Below are 15,275 nucleotides of genomic sequence, written 5' to 3' on the forward strand. Positions count from 1 at the left end.
ACGTAGCACGCCACGCGTTCTCGACATGCTCGACACGACTGTGACCCAGGTCACTCGGCAGTCTCGGGTGTGTTCGCCGGTCGGGCCCGGCGGGGTGGCGGCGCTAGGCTGATCGGCATGACCGGCCGTGCCCCACTCCGCGCTCGCGCGCCGTTCGAGGCAGGCCGACGTTGACCGAGCGGCGACCGCGCGGGCTGCACGAGCAGACCGTGGAAGCACTGGCCACCCGCATCCTGGCCGACGAGTGGCCGGAAGGCGCGGTGCTCGACCTGCCGACGTTGCGCCAGGAACTGGACATCAGCCTGACCGCGTTGCGGGAGGCGCTGAAGGTGTTGTCGGCCAAGGGGATGATCGGGGCGCGGCAGAAGCACGGCACGTTCGTGCAGCCGCGCTCGCGGTGGAACATGCTGGACGCCGACGTGATGCGCTGGCAGATCGCGGCGGCGGAGGACTCGAGCCTGCTGGACGAACTGAGCGAGGTACGCGCGGTGGTCGAACCAGCCGCCGCCCGCCTCGCCGCCACGCGCGCGACGCCCGAAGACGTGGCCGCACTGGAAGACGCCCTGCTGCGGATGGCCGATGCCGGGTCCGATGTGGACGCCGCCGTCCGCGCCGACCTGCTCTTCCACCGCCGGCTGATGGCGGCCACGCACAACAGCTTCCTGGTGCGCATGGAACGGATCATCGCCATCGGCCTGGCCGAACGGGACCGCATCGTGCACAGCACCCCCGCCGCCGGCGACCCCGTCCCGAACCACCGGGCCGTCCTGACCGCCATCAGCACCGGCGACCCCGCCGCCGCCGAACGCGCCATGCTCACCCTGATCACCCAAGCCAGAACCGACGCCACCCAAGCCCGCCCCTAACCCCACCCCTCCCGAACCCCACACTCACGCACCCGAACCCCACGCTCACGCACCCGAACCACACGTTCAGGCAACCGAACCACACGCTCACACGCCCGAACCACACGCTCACGCAGCCGAACCACACGCTCAGGCAGGCGAACCACACGCTCACACGCCCGAACCCCACGCTCAGGCGGGCGAGCTCCACACTTACGTACCCGAAACCCACGCCCAAGCCCCGAACCCCACACTCACGTACTCGAACCCCACGTCCAGGCAGCCGAGTGCCACGTTCAGGCGACCGAACCCCGCGTTCAGGCGGGTGAGTTCCGCACTCGGGCAGCCGGTTTCCACATTCAGGCGTCCGAGTCGCACGTTCGGGCAGCCGAGTTCTGCGCTCAGGCAGCCGAGGTTCACGTTCGCGGGGTGAGTCCCGAACCTGCGGCCAGGTACCGGGGTGCGAGCTTCGAGAAGGCGAACTCCACGTCCAGGTAGCCGAGTTCGACGCTCGAGCGGCTGAACCTCCCACTCGAGCCCGCAAGCTCCACTCGGACGTTCTCGAATGTGGGCCTCGACTGCCCGAACGTCGAACTCGGGGGCCCGAGTGTGGGACTCGGGCGCCTGAACGCGGGGTTCGCCCGCCTGAGCGTGTGGTTCGGGCGCCTGAACGCGGGACTCGGCTGCGTGAGCGTGGGGTTCGGGCGCCTGAACGCGGGGTTCGGCTGCGTGAGTGTGGGGTTCGGGGGCCTGAACGTGGAACTCGGGCGCCTGAACGTGGGGTTCGGGTGTCTGAACGTGGGGTTCGGGGGGCTTGGGTGTGGGGGTGGGGTGATCGTTTTGGTGGTGGCAACGTGGTGGAAACAATTGGCGGACAACCTGGGGCGTGGCGTAAGCATGTTTAGTGACGTGAGGATTCCGGGGTGGCTGTTCTCCTTTCCGGCTGGGTGGCATTGGCCATTTCCGTGGTGGTCGCCTGGCCAAGGTTGCGCACCGAACGGGTGTGGCGGATCGGTTTGCTCACGGCCATCTGCGCTTTCTCCGTCGTTCACCAGATGCTCTATGCCACCGTCGCCGAGGACGCTTACATAACCTTCCGCTACTCGGAAAACCTGGCCACCGGAAACGGCCCGGTGTTCAACATCGGCGAGCGCGTGGAGGGTTATTCGAACTTTCTGTGGATGGTGCTGGCCGCCATCCCGGAGGCGCTGTTCGGCAAGGGGATAGTGCTCGCCGCCTCCGTGTTGGGCATGGTCTGCGCCACCGGCTGCGTGGTGCCGGCGTACCTGCTGACCAACCGGCTCACCGGCGGGCGGGCCGACGGGGTGGCCGCCGCGTTGCTGGTGGCGGGGGCGAGCGGGCTGGCCGCGTATGGGCCCTCCGGCCTGGAAACGCCGTTGTTCGTGCTGCTCGTGCTCGGCGTGCTGTACGCGCTGGCCGCACAGCGTCCGTTCGTCGCCGGTGTCCTGGTCGCGCTGACCGGCATGACCCGCCCGGACGGGCTGCTGATCGCGGTGCTCACCGGTGGCTGGCTGATCTACACCGCATTCCGCGGGCGCGCGAATTGGCGCACGCCACTGGCCTACACCGCCGGGCTGCTGCTGCTCGCGTTGCCGTGGACCATCTGGCGCGTGGCCTACTACGGCCACCTGATCCCCAACGCGCTCGCCGCGAAGACCGGCGGCTCGCTCGGCTGGCAACTGGCACAGGGCCTCGACTACCTGACCGGATTCGCCGTCGTCTCGCAGGGGTTCCTGCTGCTGGCGCTGGTCACGCTCGGGGCGTTCGCCTTCTCCCGCAAGCGAATCGACGACGAGCAGGCGTCGCTGGTGTGGCTGGTCTGCGGCACGGCCGTGGCGTACCTGGCGTTCATCACCTACGCCGGTGGCGACTGGATGCCCGGCTGGCGGCTGCTCGCGCCGGTGCCGGTGCTGCTCGCCGTCGCCGCGGTGGCCGCCGCGGGCCTGCTCCCAGCAACCAAGCCGCGCGTGCTCCCATTGGCCGCGGCCGGGGTGTGCGGCCTCTCGTTGATCGTCTCAGCGACAGCACCTCAGATGGCCCCGGCGATGCACCAATGGCGCGCGCAGATCTTCGAAATGGAGGAGTTCGGCTCACTGCTCGGCGCGAACCTGCCACCCGGCACGGTGATCAGCACCTACGCCAACGGCGCGCTGTCCTACCGCGCCGGGCCCTCGATCCGGGTGGTGGACGTGCTCGGCCTGACCGACGAGCACATCGCCCGCCACGGCCAGCGCACCGAGACCAACGGCCCGGTCGGCCACATCGCCCACGACTACGCCTACGTCATCGACGTCCGGCGCCCCGCGCTGGCCGTCACCACCGGCAGCGGCTACGGCGACACCGCCCACTGCACCCCCGACCCGGTCTACCAGGACGCCTACCGGCCGGCGAACTTCCAGCGCGAAGGCAGCGGGCAGTGGGCCACGGTGTTCATTCGCGAAGATCAAGCCGCACTGATCCCGCTCCTGGACGTCGATCCGCGTTTCTCCTACGTACCTTGCCCGCCGCTTCCGTCCAGTGGATAGGCTGGGCGCGCCCTCACGGTCGGACGCCCCGGAGAACGATGAGCCTTCGCGAGCAGAAGAAGGAGCAGACGCGGCGGCTGATCGCCGTGACCGCCTGGGACATGTTCGCCGACCGCGGGTTCGACGCGGTGCGCGTGGCCGAGGTCGCCAAGGCGGCCCAGGTGGCCGAGGCGACCGTGTTCAACTACTTCCCGACCAAAGAGGACCTCTTCTACGCCGGGGTCGACGCCTTCGGCGGGCGGCTGCTCGACGCGGTCCGCGCCCGCCCGGCGGGCGAGCCGGTGATCACCGCCTTCCGCCGCTGCCTCATGGAGACCGGTGGGCTGCTCGTCGAGGCCAGAGCCGGTGACTGGCAGGCACTCGACCGCCTGCGCACGGCCAGCCGCCTGGTCGACGCCAGCCCGGCGCTGCGGGCCCGCGAATACCGCGCCACCGCCGAACTGGCGGACGCACTGACCGAAGTGCTCGGCGGCGACTTCGCCGCGCGGGTCGTGGCGAACTCCCTGATCAGCGTCTACCGCTCGCTGGTCTGCCAGGTCCGGCAGGGCGTGCTCGACGGGCACAGCCCCGGCCGCGTGGTCGCCGAAACCCGCCGCTACGCCGAGGAAGCCTTCGACCTGCTCGAACGCGGGCTGGCCGACTACTGATCAGCCGATGACGAACGGCAGCCTCGCGGCCAGTTCGCCGAGTGCGGCTGTCTCCGCGGCGTCCGGGGTGCGGCGGCCGGTGCCGATCAGCAGCGCGTCCTGATCCAGGAACGCTTCGGGGAACGCGGTTCCGGCGATCCGCTCCAGCATCTCGCGCGACCGCGCGAGTCCCTCGGCGGGCGGGAGCGCGGCGTCCGGCAGGTACCTGATCAGGTCGAGGTGGTGCAGCGTCCATTCCAGGACGTACGCCGACAGGTAGTCGCCCGCGGCGAGAACCATGTCCTGGGTGCGCACGCGCGACGCGGGATCGGCGAGTTCCGCCGCGCGCCCGGCAGCCGAACCGACGTCGTCGAGGTGGTGCTTCAGCAGCGCGGGTTCTTCGTAGGCTGCCGCGAGCCGGACGATCAGCGCGTCGAGCGGATCGTCCCCGGTCGGCGGGGTCCGGCTGACCTGCCAGTAGCTGACCGCGTCGCGGGTCGGCTCGGCGTCGGTCGGCGTCACCAGCGTGATCAGCACGTCCTGGGCGTCGATCACCAAGTGGCACACCAGATCCCGGACGAGCCAGCCGGAACAGCCGGACGGGCGGGCGAAGTCCGCGTCCGGGAGGTCGGCGACCGCGGCGAGCAGCGCCGACCACGAACGTGAGAAGAGCTCCACGACGGTCAACGCTAGCCGAGCTGGATGATCCGCGTCAGCGTTTCGCCGGTGGTCGCCGCGGTCGCCTGGTAGAGCAGGCGCGGCACGGCGTCGCGCAGCGCCCGCACCGCCCGCGACGGCTCCACATCGCGGCGGTAGGCCAGCCGGACCGTGCGGGTCAGGCCGGGCGCGGCGAACCGGGTGATCCGGAAGCGGTCGCCGACCACCGTGCCCGGCACCACGGCGAGCCCGATTCCGGCACGGACGAATTCGAGCACGGCGTCCATCTCACCGCCTTCGATGGCGAAGTCCGGCTCGAAACCCTCGGCACGGCAGGCATCCATGGTCGCCTCGCGCAGGTCGTACCCGCGCCGGAACATCACCAGCGGATGCCCGCGCAGCTCGCGGATCTTCATCCGGGCGCCCGGCACCGGCGCCGGCGCGTCCTTCGGGGAGATCACCACCAGCTCCTCGACGAACAGCGGCACGGTGGTCAGCCGGGGATCGTCGTGCACCCGCGAGTCGACGATCATCGCCAGGTCGAGCGTGCCCTCGGACAGCGCCGCCTGCAGATCCCGCGAGCCACCTTCCTGCAGCACGAGTTCGATGCCCGGGTACTTGCCGCGGAAGGTGGCCAGCAGGCGCGGGAGCACGCCGGTGCACAGGCTCGGCGTGGCCCCGAACCGCACCCGCCCGCGCCCCAGCTCGTCGAGTTCGCGGACCGCGCGGTAGGCCGCCTCGGTCTCGGCGAGGATCCGGCGGGCGATCGGCAGCAGCGTTTCCCCCGCCTCGGTGAGCGTGACGTTGCCGCGGATGCGGTGGAACAGCGTCGCGCCGACGTCCCGCTCGAGCGCCTTGACCTGCTGCGACAGCGACGGCTGCGCGACCCGCATGCGCTCGGCGGCCTGGGTGAAGTGCCGCGTCTCGGCGACCGCGACGAAGTAGGCCAGCTGCTGGAACTGCATACCCCATCATAGACAGCACCATAGACAAAGCCTCTCGTGACCAGAGCCAAGATGTGTTTGCCCTCTGGTCGCAGCCGGGCATACCGTCGGAGCGTGGTACTTGCACCCGCGACGAAGGCGTCGCCGAAGGCGCGAAAAAGCCCGGCACTACTGGATTTCTGGCGATCGACGATCGGCAAGAAGGCGGTGATGGCGGTCACCGGGCTGGCCATGGTCGCGTTTCTGCTGGCGCACATGGTCGGCAACCTGAAGATCTTCTTCGGCCCGGCCGAGTTCGACTCCTACTCGGCTTGGCTGCGCACCATCGGCGAGCCCGTGCTGCACCGCGAGTGGTACCTGTGGTTCCAGCGCGTCGCACTGCTGATCGCGCTGGTCGCGCACGTCACCGCCGCCGCGCAGCTCTCGCGCCGGGACCGGAAGGCGCGGCCGGTGCGGTACGTGCACAGCAGGCGCCCGAAGGCCACCTTCGCCACCCGGACCATGCGCTGGGGCGGGGTGATCATCGCCTTCTACCTGGTCTGGCACATCCTCGACCTGACCGTGGGCGCCGTGCACACCGACTTCGTGCCGCACCACCCGTACCACAACGTGGTGGCCAACTTCCGGGTCTGGTGGATCAACCTCGTCTACTTCGTGCCGGTCATCCTCGTCGGCCTGCACATCAACCACGGCTTCTTCAGCGCCGCGCAGACGCTCGGGGTGAACCGCCCGGCGCGGCAGCGAGCGCTCAAGGTGACCGGGTCCGCGCTCGCGGTCGTGATCACCGCGGGCTTCCTGCTGGTACCGATCGCCGTGATGACAGGGATGGTGGCGTGACATGCCCGAATACACCGTGGGCGAACCGATTGCCGACACGAAGGCACCGGGCGGGCCGATCGAACGACGCTGGGACGAGCGGAAGTTCACCGCGAAGCTGGTGAACCCGGCGAACCGCCGCAAGCACCGGGTGATCGTGGTCGGCACCGGGCTGGCCGGGGGTTCGGCCGGCGCCACCCTGGCCGAGCAGGGCTACCACGTGATCCAGTTCTGCTTCCAGGACTCCCCGCGCCGCGCGCACTCGGTGGCCGCGCAGGGCGGGATCAACGCGGCGAAGAACTACCGCAACGACGGCGATTCGGTGCACCGGCTGTTCTACGACACGGTCAAGGGCGGCGACTTCCGCTCGCGGGAGTCCAATGTGTACCGGCTGGCGCAGATCTCCGGGCAGATCATCGACCAGTGCGTGGCGCAGGGCGTGCCGTTCGCCCGCGAGTACGGCGGCCTGCTCGACACCCGCTCCTTCGGCGGGGTGCAGGTGCAGCGGACCTTCTACGCGCGCGGGCAGACCGGGCAGCAGCTGCTGCTCGGTGCCTACCAGGCGCTTTCCCGGCAGATCGACGCCGGGAACGTGGAGATGCACGCGCGGACCGAGATGCTGGACCTGATCGTGGTCGACGGCAAGGCCCGCGGCATCGTGGCGCGCGACCTGATCACCGGTGAGGTGACCAGCCACCTGGCCGACGCGGTCGTGCTGGCCACCGGCGGTTACGGCAACGTCTTCTACCTGTCCACCAACGCCAAGGGCTCCAACGCCTCGGCGATCTGGCGGGCCCACAAGCGCGGTGCCTACCTGGCGAACCCGTGCTTCACGCAGATCCACCCGACCTGCATCCCGCGCTCCGGCGAGCACCAGTCGAAGCTGACGCTGATGAGCGAGTCGCTGCGCAACGACGGGCGCATCTGGGTGCCGAAGCGGGCCGGGGACGACCGCCCGCCCCACGAGATCCCCGAGTCCGAACGCGACTACTACCTCGAGCGGCTGTACCCGAGCTTCGGCAACCTGGTGCCGCGCGACATCGCCTCACGGGCGGCGAAGAACCAGTGCGACGCCGGGTTCGGCGTCGGCCCCGGCGGGCTCGGCGTCTACCTCGACTTCGCCGACGCCATCGCGCGCCTCGGCCGTCCGGCCATCGAAGCCAAGTACGGCAACCTCTTCGACATGTACGAGCGCATCACCGCGGAGAACCCGTACGAGGTGCCGATGCGCATCTACCCGGCGATCCACTACACGATGGGCGGGCTGTGGGTGGACTACGACCTGCAGACCACCGTGCCGGGCCTGTTCGCCATCGGGGAGGCCAACTTCTCCGACCACGGCGCCAACCGGCTCGGCGCCTCGGCGCTGATGCAGGGCCTGGCCGACGGTTACTTCGTGCTGCCACCGGCGATCAACGACTACCTGGCGCGCGGCACCTTCGAGACCGTGGCACCGGACGCAGTGTCCGAAGTGGAGTCCGAGGTGCGGTCCCGGGTGGACCGGCTGCTCGCGGTCCAGGGCGACCGCACGGTCGACTCGTTCCACCGCGAACTGGGCATGCTGATGTGGGACCACTGCGGCATGGCACGCAACGAAACCGGGCTGCGCAAGGCCCTCGAACGGCTGCCCGCCCTGCGCGAGGAGTTCTGGCGGCGGGTGCGCATCCCCGGCAGCGGCACCGAACTCAACCAGGAACTGGAGAAAGCGGGCCGGGTGGCCGACTTCCTCGAGTTCGGCGAGCTGATGCTGCTCGACGCGTGGGTGCGCGAAGAGTCGTGCGGCGGGCACTTCCGTGAAGAACACCAGACCCCGGACGGCGAGGCGCAGCGCGACGACGAGTCGTTCAGCTACGTCGCCGCCTGGCAGTACGACGAGGACAAACCCGTACTGCACAAGGAACACCTCGAATTCGACTACGTACACCCCACCCAGCGGAGTTACACGTGAAGCTCACCGTGCGCATCTGGCGCCAGTCCGGCCCGGCCGACGAGGGCGGCATGGTCACCTACCCGGTCGACGGCATCAGCCCGGACATGTCGTTCCTGGAGATGCTCGACGTGCTCAACGAGGAACTCATCGAGCACGGCGAGCAGCCGGTGGCCTTCGACCACGACTGCCGGGAGGGCATCTGCGGCTCCTGCGGGGTGGTGATCAACGGCGAGGCACACGGCCCCGAGCGGACCACCACCTGCCAGCTGCACATGCGGGCCTTCCGCGACGGGGACGTGATCGACGTGGAACCGTGGCGCGCCAAGGGGTTCCCGGTGGTCAAGGACCTCGTGGTGGACCGCTCGGCGTTCGACCGGATCATCGGCTCCGGCGGTTACGTCACCGCGCCCACCGGCGCCGCCCCCGAGGCCCACGCGACACCGGTGCCGAAGCCGGACGCCGAACTGGCTTTCGACAACGCCACCTGCATCGGCTGCGGCGCGTGTGTGGCGGCCTGCCCGAACGGCTCGGCCATGCTGTTCACCGCGGCCAAGGTGGCGCACCTGAACGTGCTGCCGCAGGGTGGCCCGGAACGGGAGCGGCGGGTGCTGGACATGGTGGACACCATGGACGCGGAGGACTTCGGCGGCTGCACCAACGTCGGCGAGTGCGTGGCGGCGTGCCCGAAGGGGATCCCCTTCACCAGCATCGCCAACCTGAACCGGGAGTTCCTTCGCGCCTCCCGCCACCGCTGACGCCCCCGCGGCGTGGTGCGCACCCGCGCACCACGCCGCTGCTCAGGAGGCGAGCAGTTGCGGGGCGTGCTCGCGGACCGCGGCTTCGATCTGCTCGAGGCTCGGGTTGATCATGCTGTGCCCGCCGACGAACACGGTCGGCACGATCTCGTTGCCGTCCGCGACCGCCCGCACGCGTGCCGCCGCTTCCTCGTCTTCCCAGATGTTGAACTCGCGCACCGGCAGCCCGGCGCGGCTCAACCTGCCCGTCAGGTCCATGCAGAACGGGCAGCCGGGCCGCCAGTACAGGTCGATGGCGGAGATGGGGTCCATGCGTGTGTCCTCCTGGTCCGGGTCCACCCTCCACGGTACTGGGCGGTCGCGGGCGCCGCTCGAGTCCCGGTCACGGTCCCTGGGTCGGCACAGCTAGGCGGTGAACCGCCGTTCGCCCGTCCAGCCGGGATCGCCGGTCTTCGCGAACCGGACCCACGCGCCGTGCAGTTCGGCGGCCAGGTGTTCCGGCACGTCGCGGCCGAGCAGTCCGTCCGGTTTCCGCAGCTCCGGCAGGTCCAGCCGGTCGAACACGAACGGCAGCTCCACGGTGTGGCAGGCGCCGGACGGGCCGCCGCGCCAGTCGAACTCGTAGGTGACCGCCTTGTCGTAGAGCTCGACCAGGCGGTCACGGCCGTCGCGGAACATCCGGTCGATCGACTCGCTGAGCTCCGGGAGCTGGTAGAGCCGAGATTCCTCGGAGTTGGTGCCCACCAGCAGCTCCACCGGGTGTGGCGGGCCCGGCTCGTCGAGGACCACGCCGAGCGGGGTCAGCCGGGGGCCGGCGCGGACCTCGGTGAGCGCGGTGACCAGCCGTTCGTCGGGGATCTCGGCGAACGCCGCCACGGTCGGCTCGATCCCCAGCACACCCGCCAGGTCACGGGTGGTCTCGGCGGCCTGCGCGCCGGTCATCGTGCTGAGCCCGCCGCTCTGGCTGATCGCGCGCCGGAACAGGCCGCCCGCCTCGGGCGTGACCAGCAGCGCGCCGACGATCATCGCGCCCGCCGACTGCCCGAACACCGTCACCTGGTCCGGATCGCCGCCGTAGTCGCCGATGTGCGAGCGGACCCACCGCAGCGCGGCCACCACGTCGAGCAGGCCGCGGTTGCGCGGGGCGCCTGGCAGGTCCAGCCAGCCGGGGGCGCCGAGCCGGTAGTTCAGCGTGACCAGCACCACGCCGTCGCGGGCGAAGGTGCTGCCGTCGTACAGCGGTGCCTGGCCGGTGCCGGAGACGAAGCCGCCGCCGTGCACGAAGACCATGACGGGCGCGCTGCCCGTGGTCGACGGGGTCCAGACGTTGAGCGTCAGGTAGTCGTCCCCGCGCTGCCAGCCGGGGCCGATCACCGGGCTCAGGTCCACCGGGAAGCGGCGGCCCGGCGCGGGCGCGCTCGGGCCTTCGGCACGCGGCACACCGTCCACCGGCACGGGCGCGGCGAACCGCGCGGCACCCAGCGGCGGGGCCGCGTAGGAGATGTTGCGGAACGCTTTCACCGCCATGTCGCCCACTCCTTCACCGCGAACTTGCCGCCTTCGCGCCGCACCTCGGCCGCACCGGCGCCCGGGAAGTGGGCGGGCAGCAGCAGGGCGTTGTGGTCCGCCGCCCATTCCAGCACGCGGCGGCGGGCGACGGCGGCCTGCGCCTCGTCCTCGTCGAAGCACGGGCCGCAGTCCGGCTCGGCGATCTGGAGCGGGTTGTGCAGCAGGTCGCCGACGAACACCGCCTGGTCACGCAGGTGCACCACCGAGGAACCGGGGGTGTGCCCCGGGGCCAGCTCGATGCGCAGGTTGGCGTCGACGTCGTAGTGGTCGCCTTCCCACAGCACGGTCTGCCCGGCGCGGTGGACCGGCGCGACGCTGTCCTCGAACACGTTCTGCATGCCGCGGCCGGAGCGGGTCTTGTGCCCGTTCTCCGGGTTCCAGTAGTCGAAGTCGGGCCGGGCGATGACGTACTCGGCGTTCGGGAAGGTCGGGCGCCACTCGCGGTCGTGCAGGCAGGTGTTCCAGCCGACGTGGTCGCCGTGCACGTGGGTGGTGATGACCACGTCGACCTCCTCCGGGCGGACGACGGTGGACAGGTCGGTGAGGAAGTCGGTTTCCCGGTGGGCGAAGAACGGCATGTACGGGCGTTCGCGGCCGTTGCCGATGCCGGTGTCGATCAGGATGGTGCGGCCCTCGCTGCGCAGCAGCCAGGTCTGGATCATCGTGCGGACCTCGTCGGCGGCGGGGTCGAAGTACTCGGGCGCCAGCCAGTTCTCGTGCTCGCGCCAGCGTTCGACCGGCACGTCGGGGAACATGAACTGCCGCGGCAGGCCCTGGGTGGTCAGCTCGACCACCCGGGTGATCTCGACTTCTCCGATGGTGATGGTGTCCATGCGCCCAGCCTGGGCGGCGGGGGTACCCCGGCGGTATCGGTCAGCCGACTGCAGTCGGGGATACAGTCGGGTGGTGACCATCTCCGGGCGGGAAGCCGAACGCGCGGCCGTGCTGGGGCTGACCGGTGGCGTGCTGATCGTGGCCGGTGAACCGGGCGCGGGCAAGAGCACGCTGCTCGAGGCGGCCGCGGCGGCGCACGAGGGCAGGCTGCTCCGGATGACCGGTTCGGCCGGTGAGGCGAACCTCCCCTTCGCCGGACTGCACCAGCTGCTGCGGCCGGTCCGGGCGGAGATCGCGCACCTGCCGGAGCGGCAGCGATCGGCCCTGCTCGGCGCGATCGGCCTGGCGGCCGGGAACGGCACGCCGGATCGGCTGCTCATCGGCGTCGCACTGCTCGCCCTGCTCTCCGATCTCGCCGAACGCGAGCCCGTGCTCGTGGTGGCCGACGACCTGCAGTGGCTCGACACCGGCTCGCTCGAAGCGCTCGCCTTCGCCGCGCGGCGCATCGACGACGAGCCGCTGGCCGTGCTCGGCGGCACCCGGGACGTCACCGGGTTCGACGGCTTTCCTTCGCTGGTACTGGGTCCACTCGACACCAGGGCGGCGTCGGCGCTGCTGGACGCGCAGCCTGCTCCGCCCTCCGGCAAGCGCCGCCTGCGCATCATCGAGCAGGCGGCCGGGAATCCGCTGGCGCTGGTGGAACTGGCCAGGGCGGAGTGCGCGGACGAGGACCTGCTGCCGCTGACCGAACGGCTGGAGCGGGTGTTCGCCGCCGACCTGGCGGAGTTGCCCGAGGCGACGCGGGACGCCCTGCTGCTCGTCGCCGCCGAGGACCTCGTCGTGGCGGACCTGGCCGACGCCCTCGCGCCCGCCGAACGGGCCGGGCTGCTGCGGATCGCCGGTGGGCGGGTGCGCTTCCGGCATCCGCTGGTCCGCTCGGCGATCTACCACGGCGCTCCCCTGGCCACGCGTCGCGCTGCCCACCGTTCGCTCGCGGCCCGGCTCGCCGACCAGCCGGATCGCCGGGCGTGGCACCTCGCCGCCGCGGCGGGCGGACCGGACGAGGAAATCGCCGCCGCGCTGGAGGAGTCCGCGAACCGGGCCAAGGACCGCGGTGGTTACGCGGCCGCCGCGACCGCACTGGAGCGAGCCGCCGAGCTGAGCCCGGATCGCCGCGACCGCGCGCGCCGCCTGGTGACCGCCGCGGGCATCGCCGTCAACACCGGGCAGCCACGCTGGGTCGAGCAGCTGGCGGCGAAAGCGAGCGCGAGCACCGACGACCCGGCTCTGGTGGCGCAGGCTTCGCTGCGGGTGGGCCAGGTGCTGACCTTGAGCGCGGAGCACGACACGGCGATCTCCCTGTTGCTGCGGGCGGCCGACGAGCCGGACCTGGAGCGGATCGCCATGGCCTCGGCGTCGGTCGCCGGGTTCTACTCCGGGGACGAGGACCACCGCCTGGCCGTGCGCGCCCGGGTCAAGGACGATCCCTGGACCCTCGCCCTGCTGGACCCGACCTCGCGGCGCGCGGAACTGGCGGCCGCGCTCCCCGCGCTCGTCGAGCAGGCGGGCGGCGACCCGGCCCGGCTGGTCTCGCTGGGCGCGATGGCCTGGCTGCTCGACGAAGTGGGCCTGGCCGTGCGCATCTTCGACGACGCGCTGCACCGGTGGCGGATGAGCGGCGCGCTGCCGACCGGGCTGGGCTGCTCGGCGGGCTGGGCGTACCTGGACCACGGACAGTGGGCCCAGGCCAGGCTCGCCGCGTCCGGCGCCATCGCCGCCGGTTCGGGGTTGCCCCACCTCGACGCGGCCGTGCGCTCGCTGGAAGCCGCCGCACTGGCCCTGTCCGGTGACACCGAGCAGGCCCGCGAGGTGGCGGGCACCGGGATGTCCATTGTGGACCCCAATCGCAGCCGGGCGGTGGCCGTGCGCACCCGGTGGGCCCTCGGCATGGCGGCCGTGGCCGACGGCGACCACGTGACGGCGTACGAGCAGTTCCGGTTGCTGTTCACCGAGTCCGGTGATCCGGTGCACTACTCGTGTTCCTACGCCGGACTGGCCGAACTGGCCGCGTCCGCCGTCCGAACAGGACACGAGACCGAGGCCGCGGAGATCATCGACCGGTGCGAAAAGCACCTCGAGGGTGAGCTTTCGCCGCGGATGACCGCGTTGATCCACCGCGCCCACGCGCTGCTCGACCCGGACACCGCCGAGGAGCAGTTCGAAGCCGCGCTCGCCGATCCCGCCGGTGGGCAGTGGCCGTTCGAACGCGCCCAGATCCTGCTGGACTACGCGGAATGGCTCCGCCGCCGTCGCCGCATCTCCGACGCGCGGCCGAAACTGCTGGCCGCGCTCGAGACCTTCCGCCGCCTCGGCGCCCACCCGTGGATCACGCGCACGGAAGGGGAACTCCGCGCCGCCGGTGTCGAAGCCACCCCCGCCTCCGACGTGACGACCACCCTGGCTTCCCTTACCCCGCAACAACAGCAGATCATCCAGCTGGCCGCCCGGGGCCTGAGCAACCGCGAGATCGGCGAACGCCTGTTCCTCTCGCCCAGGACGGTCGGCTCGCACCTGTACCGCAGCTTCCCGAAACTCGGCGTCACCGCCCGCTCCCAGCTCCGCGACCTGGTGGGCTAGGCGCTGTCCGGCGAGTCCGGTCGCTGCGCGCCCAGGCGGCCAATGCTATGAGTGGGGCATTACTTGCGATCGAAGTGGCTAAGTCGACCTCGGGGTCGCCCGGGCCCCTGGATCACGAAGCCCATCGACCATGGCTCACCGGACAGCGCCTGGGCGTGTGACCCCCCGTTCAGCCGGGTGATCAACGCCGCTCCGGGCCGATGGCGGGGTGATCTGCTGGCAAGATCGAGGGCAGTCACCCACTAGACGAGGGAAGGTCCACATGACCGGCAGCACTGGCGCCGACGTCGCGGCCAAGGCCACCGAACTGCTCCGCCTCCACCGCGATCCGCAGCTGCTGCGGGTGGTCAACGTGTGGGACGTGATCAGCGCGAAGGTGGTCGGCGACATCGAGGGCACGACCGCGCTCGCGACGGCCAGCCACTCGATCGCGGCCTCCCGCGGTTACGAGGACGGCGAGAACATCCCGGTCGACGAGATGCTCGGCGAGGTGGCGAGGATCGTCGCCGCGACGGACCTGCCGGTGACCGCGGACCTCGAAGGCGGCTACGGGAACGCGGCCGAGACGGTCCGCCGGGCCATCGGCGCCGGCGTGGTCGGGGCCAACATCGAGGACCAGCTGAAGCCCCTCGCCGAGGCCGCCGCCCAGGTCGAGGCGATCATGAAGGCGGCGGAGGCCGAGGGCGTGCCGGACTTCGTGCTCAACGCCCGCACCGACGTCTTCCTGAAGGTGGAGGAACGCGGCGCGGAGGCCACGCTCGAGGACGCCGTCCAGCGCGGTAAGGCGTTCCTGGACGCCGGGGCGCCCGTGGTGTTCGTGCCCGGTGTGCTGTCCGAGGAGCAGATCACCACGCTGGTCGAGGCTTTCGGCCCGCAGCGGCTGACCGTGATCGGCCTGCCGGGCCTGCCGCCGCAGGCGCGGCTCACCGAACTGGGCGTCGCCCGCATCTCCTACGGTCCGCTCACGCAGCGGGTCGCGCTGACCGCGCTGGCCGAGCTCACCGAGTCCGTCCGCGAAGGCGGCGGCATCCCGGAGGGCACGCGCCCCCTGAACTGACGCACCACGAATGCTTATCCGGTGGTAAGGAACTGCGGTGTCCGCGACCTTCCCGAACA

General features: G+C 71.1%; 13 protein-coding genes. 8 read left to right on the forward strand and 5 right to left on the reverse strand.

Annotated features, from left to right (window positions below; all coding sequences use genetic code 11):
• The first annotated feature begins 170 nt into the window (after window positions 1–170).
• The 3 genes from JOM49_RS31470 (at window position 171) to JOM49_RS31480 (ending at window position 4,038) form a co-directional block, all read left to right on the forward strand.
• Window positions 171–866 (forward strand): FadR/GntR family transcriptional regulator, encoded by a 696-nt coding sequence (locus tag JOM49_RS31470; RefSeq protein WP_209667798.1) that lies wholly within the window; start codon window positions 171–173, stop codon window positions 864–866.
• A 902-nt stretch (window positions 867–1,768) separates the two neighbouring features.
• Window positions 1,769–3,391: a DUF8728 domain-containing protein gene (locus JOM49_RS31475; RefSeq protein WP_209667799.1), complete on the forward strand. Its 1,623-nt coding sequence runs from the start codon at window positions 1,769–1,771 to the stop codon at window positions 3,389–3,391.
• A 38-nt stretch (window positions 3,392–3,429) separates the two neighbouring features.
• Entirely contained in the window at window positions 3,430–4,038 is a 609-nt protein-coding gene (locus JOM49_RS31480; RefSeq protein ID WP_209667800.1) for a TetR/AcrR family transcriptional regulator, read from the forward strand.
• Here JOM49_RS31480 and JOM49_RS31485 read toward each other — a convergent pair whose 3' ends face one another.
• A complete protein-coding gene (locus JOM49_RS31485; protein WP_209667801.1) occupies window positions 4,039–4,695 on the reverse strand; it encodes a maleylpyruvate isomerase N-terminal domain-containing protein in 657 nt (218 codons plus the stop codon).
• Window positions 4,696–4,706: 11 nt separating this feature from the next.
• Window positions 4,707–5,639, reverse strand: coding sequence for a LysR family transcriptional regulator (locus JOM49_RS31490; RefSeq protein ID WP_209667802.1), 933 nt, complete (start codon window positions 5,637–5,639; stop codon window positions 4,707–4,709).
• A 93-nt stretch (window positions 5,640–5,732) separates the two neighbouring features.
• Between JOM49_RS31490 and JOM49_RS31495 the strand changes: the two genes are divergently transcribed.
• The 3 genes from JOM49_RS31495 to JOM49_RS31505 are packed head-to-tail and all read left to right on the forward strand — an operon-like array spanning window position 5,733 to window position 9,119.
• Window positions 5,733–6,455 (forward strand): succinate dehydrogenase cytochrome b subunit, encoded by a 723-nt coding sequence (locus JOM49_RS31495; RefSeq protein ID WP_308158939.1) that lies wholly within the window; start codon window positions 5,733–5,735, stop codon window positions 6,453–6,455.
• 1 nt (window position 6,456) lies between these two features.
• Complete coding sequence (locus JOM49_RS31500; protein ID WP_209667803.1) at window positions 6,457–8,382, forward strand: fumarate reductase/succinate dehydrogenase flavoprotein subunit; 1,926 nt, start codon at window positions 6,457–6,459, stop codon at window positions 8,380–8,382.
• Entirely contained in the window at window positions 8,379–9,119 is a 741-nt protein-coding gene (locus tag JOM49_RS31505; RefSeq protein ID WP_209667804.1) for a succinate dehydrogenase/fumarate reductase iron-sulfur subunit, read from the forward strand. Before JOM49_RS31500 ends, JOM49_RS31505 begins: the two co-directional genes overlap by 4 nt.
• A 42-nt stretch (window positions 9,120–9,161) precedes the next feature.
• Here JOM49_RS31505 and JOM49_RS31510 read toward each other — a convergent pair whose 3' ends face one another.
• The 3 genes from JOM49_RS31510 to JOM49_RS31520 all read right to left on the reverse strand — a co-directional run bounded on the left by JOM49_RS31510 (window position 9,162) and on the right by JOM49_RS31520 (window position 11,521).
• The gene (locus JOM49_RS31510) at window positions 9,162–9,431 is read right to left on the reverse strand and encodes a glutaredoxin domain-containing protein (protein ID WP_209667805.1); all 270 of its coding nucleotides are present in this window, start codon (window positions 9,429–9,431) and stop codon (window positions 9,162–9,164) included.
• Between the two features lie 93 nt (window positions 9,432–9,524).
• Window positions 9,525–10,646, reverse strand: a complete 1,122-nt coding sequence (locus JOM49_RS31515; protein ID WP_245369540.1) for a carboxylesterase family protein — start codon at window positions 10,644–10,646, stop codon at window positions 9,525–9,527.
• Window positions 10,637–11,521, reverse strand: a complete 885-nt coding sequence (locus JOM49_RS31520) for an MBL fold metallo-hydrolase (RefSeq protein ID WP_209667807.1) — start codon at window positions 11,519–11,521, stop codon at window positions 10,637–10,639. Before JOM49_RS31520 ends, JOM49_RS31515 begins: the two co-directional genes overlap by 10 nt.
• Before the next feature lie 73 nt (window positions 11,522–11,594).
• Here JOM49_RS31520 and JOM49_RS31525 point away from each other — a divergent pair, with 73 nt between their 5' ends.
• Window positions 11,595–14,159 carry a helix-turn-helix transcriptional regulator gene (locus JOM49_RS31525; protein WP_209667808.1) on the forward strand — a complete coding sequence of 855 codons (2,565 nt, stop codon included), beginning with the start codon at window positions 11,595–11,597 and terminating at the stop codon, window positions 14,157–14,159.
• A 262-nt stretch (window positions 14,160–14,421) separates the two neighbouring features.
• On the forward strand, window positions 14,422–15,216 hold the full coding sequence (locus tag JOM49_RS31530; protein ID WP_209667809.1) for an isocitrate lyase/PEP mutase family protein: 795 nt from the start codon (window positions 14,422–14,424) through the stop codon (window positions 15,214–15,216).
• The last annotated feature ends 59 nt before the right edge of the window (window positions 15,217–15,275 follow it).

This window comes from Amycolatopsis magusensis (genome assembly GCF_017875555.1).
GTDB lineage: Bacteria > Actinomycetota > Actinomycetes > Mycobacteriales > Pseudonocardiaceae > Amycolatopsis > Amycolatopsis magusensis.

Coding starts and splice junctions, on each gene's coding strand:
- JOM49_RS31480 (WP_209667800.1), top strand. CDS start 3,430: ATGAGCCTTCGCGAGCAGAAGAAGGAGCAGACGCGGCGGCTGATCGCC.
- JOM49_RS31490 (WP_209667802.1), bottom strand. CDS start 5,639: ATGCAGTTCCAGCAGCTGGCCTACTTCGTCGCGGTCGCCGAGACGCGG.
- JOM49_RS31530 (WP_209667809.1), top strand. CDS start 14,422: ATGACCGGCAGCACTGGCGCCGACGTCGCGGCCAAGGCCACCGAACTG.
- JOM49_RS31515 (WP_245369540.1), bottom strand. CDS start 10,646: ATGGCGGTGAAAGCGTTCCGCAACATCTCCTACGCGGCCCCGCCGCTG.
- JOM49_RS31510 (WP_209667805.1), bottom strand. CDS start 9,431: ATGGACCCCATCTCCGCCATCGACCTGTACTGGCGGCCCGGCTGCCCG.
- JOM49_RS31520 (WP_209667807.1), bottom strand. CDS start 11,521: ATGGACACCATCACCATCGGAGAAGTCGAGATCACCCGGGTGGTCGAG.
- JOM49_RS31500 (WP_209667803.1), top strand. CDS start 6,457: ATGCCCGAATACACCGTGGGCGAACCGATTGCCGACACGAAGGCACCG.